This is a genomic window from Vibrio sp. YYF0003 (assembly GCF_036350715.1).
Lineage (GTDB): Bacteria > Pseudomonadota > Gammaproteobacteria > Enterobacterales > Vibrionaceae > Vibrio > Vibrio natriegens.
The window spans coordinates 281,502-293,921 of the sequence record NZ_JAZDWA010000002.1 but is presented as its reverse complement, the minus strand read 5'-3'; the positions used below and the strand labels follow the sequence as shown (position 1 = coordinate 293,921).

The following is a 12,420-nucleotide window of genomic DNA, read 5'->3' as shown; positions in this document are numbered from 1 at the left end:
GGATGCCGTTTGATTTCTATTTATTCTTCTTCGTTTGAGTCACTTTTTGCGTCTTCACGCACATCGAACTCAACGTGCCATTTTTGACCGTTATCGGCGGCAATTGCTTCCAGGTAAAGCGTACCAAGTTCTGTCACGCGAGATGCCAGAGTGACTGGAACCACTTCGCCTTCACGACGACCTTCGGATACTGGTAGCGTGACTTGAATTTCTGGTAACTCTTCAAGCTCTTCTGGTGTCCAGTGATCAAGATGAGTACCTGCTAGGTCATCACGACGTACTGTCGAACCAAAGAACTGAAAGTTTACAGGTTGGCCAATAACCAAACCAAACTCTTGGCTTGGTACGTCAACACTTGAGCCTTCTTCCATACCAAATGGTGCCACACATAGGGCTTCCATTGGAGGTGCCATTCCAGGAATCGCTGGCATTGCGCTTTCGATACCTACGTAGTAAGCCGAAGCGATACCACCGCGAATACGAACGCCCTGACCACGACGAACTGAGCCGTAGTAAGCCGCACCACTTGCTACCGCAAGATCGAGATCAACGCCAGTCAGACGTTTCGCCATTTCTGCATCTGCTTCAAGCAACCATTCGTTAATGGTGTCTTCTAAGCGAGAGGCTAATAGCGTTGATTTCAGTACACCACCGTTAAACAGAATCGCGGTTGGTTTGATGAAATCTGCTGATTGAGCAGCTTCAGCGCCTGGCATACCCGGCATGTTCGCAAATGGGTTGTAGTCTTGAGCTGGTGCAGACTCACCACCACCTTGAGCGTTTGCTTGCTTAGACAAGAAGGCAGCAATGTGACGCGTGATACCTGCATCCTGAGCATAAGGCAGACCCATCTGCGTCAGTGCACCACGGTTACGCTGAACAGGGTGATCAGTAATCGCAACTTGTGGGAAGAAACCATCAACCAGCGTTTGCTGTACTTCTTCCTGCGTCAGTTCTGTCTTTAGCGTTGCGCCAAGCAGTTTAGAGCCACGGCTAGGAACAACGATTGGCACAGATTGCAGCTCGCTGTCGTTCAGAAGCGCTTCTTTGGCATCGCGGCAAGCGTGTGTCATTGCCTGTACTTGCCACGGTTGTAGATCTTTACCTTCTTGCGCAAGCTTCATTTTCAAGCGGTACGCAAGGGCAAGGTCCATGTTGTCACCGCCAAGTAGGATATGTTCACCTACTGCGATACGGCTAAGACTCAGGTTACCGTCGTCTTCGGTTACTTCCACCAAAGATAGGTCGGTTGTACCACCACCGATATCAACGACCAGAACGATGTCGCCGACTTCAACTTCGTCACGCCATTTGTCGTTACTGTTGTCGATCCAGTTGTAAAGCGCAGCCTGAGGCTCTTCTAGTAGTGTCAGATGCACAAAACCAACGTTGCGCGCAGCTTCTGCCGTCAGGTCACGTGCCGCTGGGTCGAACGATGCAGGAACGGTAATTGTCACATCTTGCTCAGCAAGCTTGTGATTAGGGTGAGTGTGGTTCCAGGCGTCTTTTAGATGCTCAAGGTACAACTCGGTTGCACGAAGAGGGGATACTTTTTCGACTTCTTCAGGGCTACCTGCAGGCAGGAACGCATCACGACGGTTTACGCCGCCGTGACAAAGCCAAGATTTAGCACTGGCAATCAAGCGAATTGGCGTTTTTGAACCCAGGTTACGCGCAATCGCACCAACTAGAGCTTTAGGCTCACTAGACCACGGCAGTACGCGTGATTGAGGATTCATTTCGTGTTCGTGAGGTTGGTACAGGAACGAGCCAAGTTGGCTGCGAGTTTCTACTGTGCCAGGTGCCGTCAATTGTGGAATCGGCATAACTTCTACACGAGCATCTTCATCGTGAGTATCGACAAAAGACATCACACAGTGTGTCGTACCTAAGTCGATACCAACGCTAAATTTAGGAGACTGTTGCTCTGGCGTCTCTTGGATGTTTTCTTCTTGAGAAATGTTTTCTTGGTTCATGTGTTCCATTACAGCTCAACCTCAGCTGGAGCGATGACTGATGCATCGTAATTTTCAGCCAGTTTAGGCAAGTTCATTGATGTAGCCTTCCAGCCCTTGTGAACCAGTGTTCCGTGGAATGGCGCACTGCCTGTAACATTGCCAGTCAGGCGAATTTCTTGTGGGTTAAAGTTTTCTTCAACCGTAATGCGGGTTTCTTCGTCTTCGTTACGTACGTGTGCAAGCGTTACGTAATCGCTTAATACTTTTTTACCACCAGTGTGGATAACGCGAGCAGCTGCGCCAACTTCTTCATCTGAGAATGAAGTTAAGTCTTCTTGTAGGAAGTCAATTAGGCGAGCTTCTTGCTGCATAATAGAAAGCAGCTGCATTGCAGAGTCAGTAGAAGCAGTTGCCAGCTTTGATTCAACTTCAACAACCTTTTCAACCACTTTTTCTACTTCAACGACTTTTTCAACTTCTACGATCTTCTCGACAGGTTTTTCAACCTCGACGATTTTCTCAACCGGCTTTTCTACTACTTTCTCAATCACTTTCGATTTACGTGATACAGCAACCAGCAAAAGCAATACGCTCGAAGCAGCAAGACCAGCGTGAAGCATATCGAACGTTTGAGGAATTAGGTTCAAATCAATGTTCATGACGTTTTTTCTCTTTCTATTGATTCATTGGTGCATAGGCTCAATGTGTTTATTAAATTGATCGTCTTTGCGATCTTGCACCAAGTTTAGACACTAAAATGATGTCGGATGTTAGCATATTCAAGGCTTAACGCTGTAATAATTCGTAAATTTACCGCACGATTAGCGCGAAAAACCAACGATTGGAACACGCTTTAAAGGCCATGGCATGCCAGAAGTACGATATTTCCGCAATTAATGACACCTTGCCTCGGTTTTCACCGACGTTATACATCGTGTTCACACAGCAGTATAAGAACCTAAATTTGTCGAATCACTTTATAAAATAGCGTTAACCCAGTGCAATCGGTGATTAAATCGGCAAGCGCATTCGAGTTTTACCTGCCATTGAGGTAGAATCTCTCGCTTTAAAATCTATGTTAGGAATCAAGACAAACTATGAACCATAACCGTATCGTCTGCTTCGATTTAGAAATGTGTTGCTGGAACGAGAATGGCGTTGGCCGTACTGGCGAGATCATCGAAGTCGGGTTGGCTGAAATAGATTTGTCCAAAGGTGAGATCGTTAAACGTGCACAGTACTATGTTAAGCCTGAACAAGATGAAGTCTCGTTGTTCTGCGCCGAGCTAACGGGGATTACACCACGTAAAATCGAGAAACAAGGTCGACCACTTGAAGAAGTGTTGAAGTCTATGGTTAAGAACTTCGGCGGCCGCAACAAAATTTACGCCTCATGGGGGCGAGATGACACGATTTTACTTGATGAGTGCAAACAAAAGGGCATCGAAGCGCCATTTACTGAGTTCATTAACCTAGCGACACTTTACCGTATTCAAAACCGTCTCAAAGAAAAGCGCATTGGTCATCGCGCTGCCCAAGAAGCGAAAGGGATTGAATGGGAAGGCCGCCAACATTCTGGTTATGTTGATGCGTATAACCTAGCCAAACTCGCACTGACTATGCTTTAGTTGTGGGTTTGTAATGAATCTTTAATCCAACTTGTGTTTTTCTGTCATGGAGTTTGTCTAATCTCGACCTTGTCAAACAAATTCAAATCTTGACCAGTCTTAATAACAACACGTTGGCTTCTATAAAATAAAAACGCGCTGAACTTCAGCGCGTTTTTTTATTGGGTGACGAGTAGGTGGTGACACTACTGCGATTGCAGTTTGGCGCGAATAAAGTCTTTGTGGTCAACATAGAGCAATTCTGCCGTCTTACGGATGACTGCATCTTCAAGCGGGTCAATTTGCCCGTCAGAATACGCCACTTCCCACATACTCTTTATCAAGCTGTAACGTGTTTCTTGAGTTAACTCTCTTAGTTGAGAAGTGAAGTCATACAATGACGCGGACTCTTTTGTTGTTTGTGCCGCTTTTTCCAGTAATTGTGTCGCCTCTGCAGCGCTCAGCGAAAGCAACTTCATTAAAAGAGAATGTTTTGTTTCTAGCTCTTTTTCATCCACTTGGTGGTCAGCGCCGGACACTTCACAAAGTAAGCATGCAATCGCCATGTTAGGAGACACGGTATGAGTCTGTGCCAGATCCTCGCCATCGAGAAGCTGTTTAAATAGAGATGTAAGAGAATTGAACATAGTAAACACCAAACTGACAACTATCTTTTAAACATGGTTATATGTGACTTAAATCTCAAGGGGTGAAACCTGAAATTACGAATTCTTTACATTTAGAATACGACGCTATCAATCAAGGTGATCAATTTTCTATTCTCGTCGGTGGAAAATGAACTTCTTGGTTATCTGCGGTAAGTATACTGATTTGACTAGGCTTACCGTCATCATCGAGATGTAATTCTCCGATCGCACTGTGGTTAACCAAACGATAAAAGTTATGACTACTTGGCGCACGCTTATAAATTTTGAGTCGCTTACGCTTGGTGAACCAGTTTAGTGGCGAGCGGGGGCTGTAAAGCATTCTATCCAGCGCATCACAAATAGTGAGTAGTCTTGTCGGAAATTGATTCTTAATACCGCTACAGGTGATTTGATAGATGTTCGGGCTGCTTTTTCGAAAGCGTAATTTGATGTCGTAAGCAAAAGAGTAATGGACATCCCCCGACAAAATCACAAAGTTAGTCGGTGTTTTAGTATGAGTGAAAATACTAACGAGCGTGTTCGCACTGCCGGGATGCGCCATCCAGTTTTCGGCATCCACCAATAATGGCTTACCAAACATGGTAAACACGCGTTGCAGCGATTCTATAAATTTCACACCGAACATCGGCGCTGCAGATACGATGATCACTTTATCTTCGTGAACCAGTTCTTGATGAAACTCAATTAACGCTTCCCAGTCCATCAAGCCAGACGGCTTATTCATTTTAGATTCTGACCGCCAGCGACGAGTTCGGGTATCCAAAACCACGACTTTGGGGGAGGTCGGAATCGTGTAATGCCAGTTCTCGAAGCGATAGAGGTACTGAATCAGGTCATCTTGAGCTTTGGCAGTGCGTTGCTCAAGAAAATCTTTTATGTGAACCATAAACGCGTGATCGAACTTTTCCGGTGCATTGCCCCAGCCCTGACAAAACCAATAGGCGATCAGGCTATTTCCGATTATTCGCTTTGCAAAAAGGTTGGTGTATGCCGCTTGTTCCCAGCCGATGGTTAAGTTCCAGTCGTCCGTCACATCGTGATCATCAAATATCATGTAAGTCGGAAGGTGCGCAAGAAGGCGCTGTACGCGATCTAATCCGCTGACAAACTTATCTATTTGCGTTTTTTCCTCACGCCATTTTTGTTGCCAGTCGGGCGCGAGCGTGTTGCCACCGACAAGGAATTGATTCTCCAGTAATCGGTCACGTTTGATGAGTTGCCAAAGCGTCGGCGACCAAACCAAGAGGTACATGGCAAAACATTCGGCAAAACTGATCAGGTGATTTTCACACTCTTTAGAGCTGAAAATAGGGGTGCCACGGTGAGGAAAAAACTGACTGAGCAGGCTGCCGTCATCGACGTAATGCGGCAGCAACTGGTCGCGGCCATAAAAACACGCAGCGTGTTGATAAAGCGCTTTGGAGTCGGTGATTGGTGCTTGTTGAAATTGCTCGTCCGGCAAGCCTAATAGCGTGATCACTTGCTCAATCGCATCTAAGGTTGGTCCAGCTACATGATCAACATAAACCTGATCACCGCTCATGATGAGCATGTCTGGGCGAGATTCTACGCTTTGCTGAGCCACCTTTGCATCGGCTGCAACTAAAGCATCGTCACTAAAATGCTGTGGGTTGCGGCAAGAACCATGAAGGACATAATCGGCTTTTTCACTGATTAAAAATTCAATGCCCTTATGCATATGGTTATCGTGCTCATAACACAAGTGAGGCAGCAGCTCTGTTAGCAGACCGTCTTGCGTGTGGAGCTGATATCGAAGTGGCTGATGAGTAGGTAAGTCAGCTTTTAATGACAGTAAACAAACCCAAGCTTGCTCACCAACCTGAAGTTGAGTGAGCTTTTCAAAGCCCTCAGAGTGATACGATGTAGCAGAGTTTGCATCGTTGATTTCGATGAACCCTTCTAATGGCTTGGTCGTGACCAGCCAAATATTCACTTCTGATGCGGTCACTTTGCGGAGAATAGGGCCCGCAATGATAAGAGGAAGATGAGGATGTTGGGTTTTGTCTAATGATGAAGCCAAACTGGTTCCTTATTTGTCTGATTCTTCTAATATTTCTACTACTTGAGCGCTACTCAACTCGTGACCCGCAAGAAACAAACCTAGCATCGCTTCGGTCTTCGAATCGTTATCACTGTCTTCGTCCAGAACCTGTCGTAATCGAGTACGAATTAAGTCAATTTCATGGTCAACGAAACCCCGACCTTCTTCTGCCTGACATTCTTCTGGTGCATTGTCGAAGCTCAAAAATAACAGATTGCCGTCGAGTTGTGTTTCCACCAATCTTTCCGGCAGCCACTCTTCTCCCATAACAATATTTGGGTCAGTGTTGGTCGGCAAATTATTAAGGATGGAAATGAGTTCTGATACTTTCACTTTTTATTCGTTATCGTTAGGGCTAGCGACATAACTGGCACAACTCGTTAGGTAATTCATTCTATTTCAACGAGATTCAATGCCAATTTATCAAAGCATAAGATTTATTCTGTCACGTATATGACAACATTTCACATTGTAACGGCCCATTTAGAAAGAACATAAGCGTAAAGTTTCAATTAACGAATGATTGCTTTTTTATCGACCAATTTTATAGAAAATACGTGAAATGGCTCCGGCATGCCTCACTTCTGGCATTTATGGTTGGGGCTTGAATGTCTTTCCATTTTACAACGAGATCAAAAGGTCGGATTTGTCACCGCGAAAAATATCACCCATTCTCAGTGAGATGAAAACTAATACACTATTATCCCAGCTGAAATTTGTTTATCGCGCAAAGGTTAAAGCCATTTGCAATGCATCCGATAAATTTGATGGCATTAGCACGATGAGCATTGATTCTTCATATAACATTCAGATTGAGGGAACAAATTGCACTAATGACGAGTTCGCCAAGCGATTCTTTGTGGTTAACGGAGAAGGGCATATGGAAGGCGACGGATGGTTAGTGCTTTACGTTGACTCAATAGAAGTGCGTGTGGGTGAAGAAATAGAGATACCCAGCGATGTCGCGTTTGATGCAATGGTAGAGCGCATGGTTCAGGAGGCTGAAGAAGTATTAGAGCAACTCTATAAGAACGCGCTAGAAAACATAGAGAAGACCGCAGACGAAAATAAAACCGAAGGTTCATAACCCAACACTGTGGTAAATACTGGAATGCTTCTATTCGCAAATATGAAGTGGTCAATAAAAAGGGATGGCAATTGGGGCCATCCCTTTTGTATTCATACTAGTTGAATCAAGCTTACGCTAGCGTTGCTAGTTGGCTCTGAGCTTCAGTGATGCCTTTTGCTGCTGCATCTTCACCCATGTTTAGGGCTTCAGCGTAAACAAACTCCACATCAGCGATACCAACAAAACCAAGTACCGTGCGTAGGTAAGGCGTGATGTTGTCTGTCGGAGCATCTTTGTGAATACCGCCACGAGTCGTTACAACAATCGCTTTTTTGTTTTCAAATAGACCTTGAACGCCATTTTCGGTGTATTTAAATGTCACACCTGCACGAGCAATCAAGTCAATCCAGTTTTTAAGCTGAGTTGGAATCGTGAAGTTATACATTGGCGCTGCAATGACTAGCGTATCCGCTGCTTTCACTTCTTCGATAAGCGAATCTGACAGCTCAACAACTTGCTGTTGTTCCTGAGAAAGGTCACCTGTCGAGCGTAGTGCTGTCGCTACGGTAAGATCAAGCACTGGCAGTGGGTTCGCCGCTAAATCACGAACCGTTAGTTTGTCTTGAGCTACGTTTTTGATGAACTCTTCAACCAACTTGTTTGATTGTGAGTTGTCGCCAAGGATGCTTGATTTTAGAGCTAGTACACGAGACATAATGGTTATTCCTTAAATAAGTGCTTTCGACTATGTGATGCATTATAAGCAATGGGCTGAGGTTCTAAACCCGACTTGTTTGCTTAAGTTGTTCGAAAAAATTGAATAAGCTTTCAGTTGTCTTGTCTTGGCCCTGTTGTGATACAATTCGCGCAGTTTTATGTAATGAAAAGAATAGGAAACGCTTTGACTTCGTCACAGCCTACAAAGAAAACCTCCGCTGAAGCGCAATCTGCGCCAGAAAATGGAGCAAAGAAAGTTCAAGCGCCTCATGCTCAAGTGAACAATGCCGCCTCGCTACGCAAAGCACTTAATCAGTGCATGATGCGCGACCGTTTTCGCTTAAGTAAACGTATTTCTGGCGCAAGTAAAATTAAGAAAGATGCATCGCGTAATGTCGTGTTTGATGAAATCGCTTTAGACATTGCTAAGTCGATGATGGAAGTCGAACAACGTGGCAGTTATCAGCCAAAAATCGAATATCCTGCGATCCTGCCTGTTAGTCAAAAGAAAGACGACATTGCTAAGGCGATTGATGAAAACCAAGTGGTTATTATCGCTGGTGAAACGGGTTCGGGTAAAACCACGCAGATACCAAAAATTTGTGCAGAGCTTGGCCGTGGTAAATTTGGCCTGATTGGTCATACTCAGCCTCGTCGTCTTGCTGCACGTTCCGTAGCAAATCGCATCGCGGAAGAGATGGAAACTAAGCTCGGTGAATTTGTTGGTTATAAAGTTCGATTTAACGATCAAATCTCAGAGAACACTCAGATTAAATTGATGACGGACGGTATTTTGCTGGCAGAAATTCAGCATGACCGTTTTTTGAATCAATACGACACTATCATTATCGATGAAGCGCACGAGCGTAGCCTGAACATCGATTTTATTTTGGGCTATCTGAAAGAACTTCTGCCACGTCGTCCTGATTTAAAAGTCATCATTACGTCGGCAACCATCGATCCGGAACGTTTTTCCAAGCACTTCAACGATGCCCCAATTATTGAGGTGTCTGGTCGTACTTACCCAGTAGAAACGCGTTACCGTCCGTTAAGCGGCGATGAGGATAACGATCGTGACCAGCTAGAAGGTATCTTCGAAGCCGTCGATGAGCTGTGCGATGAAGGCTTGGGCGATATTCTGATCTTCATGAACGGTGAACGTGAAATCCGTGATACGGCAGATGCGCTTTCTAAACGTAATCTTAAGAGTACAGAGATTGTACCTTTGTATGCGCGTTTATCGGCTGGTGAACAGAACAAGATATTCCAACCACACGCTGGGCGCCGCATTGTATTGGCAACCAACGTAGCGGAAACGTCGTTAACCGTTCCGGGCATCAAATATGTGATTGACCCAGGTACCGCACGTATCAGTCGATACAGTTACCGAACCAAAGTACAGCGTCTTCCAATTGAGCCGGTTTCTCAGGCAAGTGCGAACCAGCGTAAAGGTCGTTGTGGTCGTGTGGAAGAGGGTATCTGTATCCGCCTCTACTCAGAGGAAGATTTCGAGTCACGCCCAGAGTTTACCGATCCAGAAATTCTGCGTACCAACCTAGCGTCGGTAATCCTGCAAATGACGGCTCTTGGTTTAGGCGATATTCAAGCGTTCCCATTTGTTGAAGCGCCAGACAAACGCAACATTCAAGATGGTGTGCGCCTGCTAGAAGAGTTGGGTGCGATTAATTCAGATGCAAAAGATCCGAAAAAACGCCTTACCCCAACTGGTCGCCAACTGGCACGATTACCAATCGACCCGCGTTTAGCGCGCATGGTGTTAGAAGCACCAAAGTACGGTGCGTTAAAAGAATTGATGGTGATTGCAGCCGCGTTGTCGATCCAAGACCCACGTGAGCGCCCATCGGACAAACAACAATCTTCAGACGATAAGCACCGTCGCTTTTTCCATGAAGAGTCTGACTTCCTGACGTTAGTAAATCTTTGGGATTACATTCAGAAGCAGCAAAAAGCGCTGACAGGTAATCAGTTCCGTAAACAGTGTAAGCAAGATTACTTGAACTACTTGCGTGTTCGCGAGTGGCAAGACGTTTATTTCCAAATTCACCAATCCATGCGTGAAATGGAATTTAAGCTCAATGACGAGCCTGCGTCATATCATGGTGTGCACAGCGCAATTCTGGTTGGCCTGTTATCTCACATCGGTATGAAAGATCAGGAGAAGAATGAGTATCAGGGTGCGCGGAATGCCCGTTTTCATATCTTCCCAGCGTCTGGCTTGTTTAAGAAGCAGCCTAAATGGATCATGTCAGCGGAGTTGGTAGAAACCTCAAAACTTTGGGGTCGAATTATTGCAAAAATTCAGCCTGAATGGATTGAGCCATTAGCCAAGCACTTAATCAAACGCAGCTACAGCGAACCGCACTGGTCGAAGAAACGCGCTGCGGTTATGGCGTACGAAAAAGTTATGCTGTATGGAGTGCCAATCGTCCCTAAACGTCTGGTGAATTACGGTAACATTGATTCATCTATCAGTCGTGAAATCTTCATTCGCAGTGCGTTAGTTGAAGGCGAGTGGGAAACCAAACACGCGTTCTTCAAGCAAAACCGCAAACTATTGCAAGAAGTCGAAGAGCTGGAACATAAATCTCGTCGTCGCGATATTTTGGTCGATGACGATGAGCTATTTGATTTCTACGACCAACGCGTCGGTACCGAAGTGGTTTCTGGTAAACACTTTGATTCATGGTGGAAAAAAGCGTCGAAAGAAAACAAGGAACTGCTCAACTTTGAAAAAGAGATGCTTTTCAAGGGCGATGCCAGCCATGTTACTGACTTAGACTACCCGAACTTCTGGCACCAAAATGGTTTAAAACTCAAGCTTAGCTATCAGTTTGAACCAGGCGATGATAGTGACGGTGTAACAGTTCATCTACCACTACCAATTCTTAACCAGGTGGAACAAGCCGGCTTTGACTGGCAGATCCCAGGTCTGCGCCATGAACTTGTGGTGAGCCTGATTAAGTCGTTGCCAAAAACCATTCGTAAGAACTTTGTGCCAGCGCCAAATTACGCAGATGCGTTCTTAGCTCGTTCTACGCCAATGGAAGCACCACTTCTCGATTCACTTGAGAAAGAGTTACGCCGCATGACGGGCGTAGAAGTACTGCGTGAAGACTGGAAGCTGGATCAGGTACCGGAACACTTGAAAGTGACATTCCGCGCCGTTGATCATCGCAATCGTAAGCTGAAGGAAAACAAAGACCTTCATGAGCTGAAAGAAAGCCTGAAAGAGAAAGTTCAGGAAACGCTTTCAAAAGTAGCTGACGATGATATCGAGCAGCAGGGCTTGCATACGTGGAGCTTTGGCGAACTGCCAAAAGTGTATCAACAAAAACGCGGCGGTTATGATGTGAAAGCGTACCCAGCCCTTGTCGATACCAAAGATAGCGTTGAAATCAAACTATACGAGACAGAATACGAGCAAATCTCAGCGATGCGTGCTGGTCAGCGTCGTTTAATTTTGTTGAATGTGCCATCGCCTATTAAATACTTGCACGCCAACTTGCCGAACAAATCAAAACTGGGCTTGTACTTTAACCCGTACGGTAAAGTACTGGATCTGATTGATGACTGCATTGCCTGTGGCGTCGATAAGCTTATCGAAGAGCAGGGCGGATTAGTTTGGGAACCAGAACAATTTGAAAAGTTGAAAGAACACGTTCGTGCCGAACTCGGCGATACCGTGGTTGAAATCGCTAAGCAAGTTGAAACTATTTTGACGACCGCCTTTAACATCAATAAGAAGTTGAAAGGTAAGATCGACTTTACCATGGCGTTTGCACTTTCAGACATCAAAGCTCAAATCGAGGGTTTGATCTTCAAAGGCTTTGCAACTGAGTGTGGCTGGAAACGTCTACCAGACATTCTCCGTTACATGCGTGCAATTGAACGCCGTATGGAGAAGTTGCCAATCGATCCGAATAAAGATCGCCTGCATATGTTGAAAATCGAGTCAGTAACCAAGGACTACAAAGAGTTATTGAATAAGATTCCAAAAGGCATGGCTATTCCAGAAAACGTAAAAGAAGTGCGTTGGATGCTAGAAGAATTGCGCGTCAGTTATTTTGCTCAGCAATTAGGCACTCCGTATCCGGTGTCTGACAAACGAGTCAAAAACGCGATTGATGCTTGTTAGCGTAACGTACAATCGTGACAGTTATTTATATCAACGCTCGTGCGGTTACTGGTATAGTAATTGCTAGTATTTGATAAATGTGTTGTTTTTAGTTCTAGGGAGGCAATAGTTTGCCTCCCTTGTATTTGCAGTGTCTACGTCAGATTGATAAGACGTAGGAATGAAAAGAGTAAAAGGTAAATG

Annotated in this window: 9 protein-coding genes; 3 read left to right on the top strand and 6 right to left on the bottom strand. The window is 45.1% G+C overall.

Features of this window, described 5'->3' with window-relative positions:
* Positions 1-20: 20 nt before the first annotated feature.
* Positions 21-1,985 carry an Hsp70 family protein gene (locus V1U08_RS07825; RefSeq protein WP_330470345.1) on the bottom strand — a complete coding sequence of 655 codons (1,965 nt, stop codon included), beginning with the start codon at positions 1,983-1,985 and terminating at the stop codon, positions 21-23.
* Positions 1,985-2,617 carry a DUF2760 domain-containing protein gene (locus tag V1U08_RS07820; protein ID WP_014231770.1) on the bottom strand — a complete coding sequence of 211 codons (633 nt, stop codon included), beginning with the start codon at positions 2,615-2,617 and terminating at the stop codon, positions 1,985-1,987. The genes V1U08_RS07825 and V1U08_RS07820 overlap by 1 nt, the downstream gene beginning before the upstream one ends.
* A 438-nt stretch (positions 2,618-3,055) precedes the next feature.
* Here V1U08_RS07820 and V1U08_RS07815 point away from each other — a divergent pair, with 438 nt between their 5' ends.
* A complete protein-coding gene (locus V1U08_RS07815) occupies positions 3,056-3,586 on the top strand; it encodes a 3'-5' exonuclease (RefSeq protein WP_014231771.1) in 531 nt (176 codons plus the stop codon).
* Between the two features lie 185 nt (positions 3,587-3,771).
* On the opposite strand, the gene V1U08_RS07810 is transcribed toward V1U08_RS07815, so the two are convergent.
* The 3 genes from V1U08_RS07810 to V1U08_RS07800 all read right to left on the bottom strand — a co-directional run bounded on the left by V1U08_RS07810 (position 3,772) and on the right by V1U08_RS07800 (position 6,628).
* Positions 3,772-4,212 carry a tellurite resistance TerB family protein gene (locus V1U08_RS07810; protein WP_330470344.1) on the bottom strand — a complete coding sequence of 147 codons (441 nt, stop codon included), beginning with the start codon at positions 4,210-4,212 and terminating at the stop codon, positions 3,772-3,774.
* A gap of 121 nt (positions 4,213-4,333) precedes the next feature.
* Positions 4,334-6,274 (bottom strand): alkaline phosphatase D family protein, encoded by a 1,941-nt coding sequence (locus tag V1U08_RS07805; RefSeq protein WP_330470343.1) that lies wholly within the window; start codon positions 6,272-6,274, stop codon positions 4,334-4,336.
* A 9-nt stretch (positions 6,275-6,283) separates the two neighbouring features.
* Positions 6,284-6,628, bottom strand: a complete 345-nt coding sequence (locus V1U08_RS07800; protein ID WP_330470342.1) for a hypothetical protein — start codon at positions 6,626-6,628, stop codon at positions 6,284-6,286.
* A 448-nt stretch (positions 6,629-7,076) separates the two neighbouring features.
* Here V1U08_RS07800 and V1U08_RS07795 point away from each other — a divergent pair, with 448 nt between their 5' ends.
* The gene (locus V1U08_RS07795) at positions 7,077-7,382 is read left to right on the top strand and encodes a hypothetical protein (RefSeq protein WP_231113050.1); all 306 of its coding nucleotides are present in this window, start codon (positions 7,077-7,079) and stop codon (positions 7,380-7,382) included.
* A 112-nt stretch (positions 7,383-7,494) separates the two neighbouring features.
* Here V1U08_RS07795 and V1U08_RS07790 read toward each other — a convergent pair whose 3' ends face one another.
* Positions 7,495-8,079 (bottom strand): FMN-dependent NADH-azoreductase, encoded by a 585-nt coding sequence (locus tag V1U08_RS07790; protein ID WP_014231776.1) that lies wholly within the window; start codon positions 8,077-8,079, stop codon positions 7,495-7,497.
* Between the two features lie 186 nt (positions 8,080-8,265).
* On the opposite strand from V1U08_RS07790, the gene hrpA reads away from it, so the two are divergent.
* Entirely contained in the window at positions 8,266-12,237 is a 3,972-nt protein-coding gene (gene hrpA / locus V1U08_RS07785) for an ATP-dependent RNA helicase HrpA (protein ID WP_174234188.1), read from the top strand.
* Positions 12,238-12,420 lie beyond the last annotated feature (183 nt).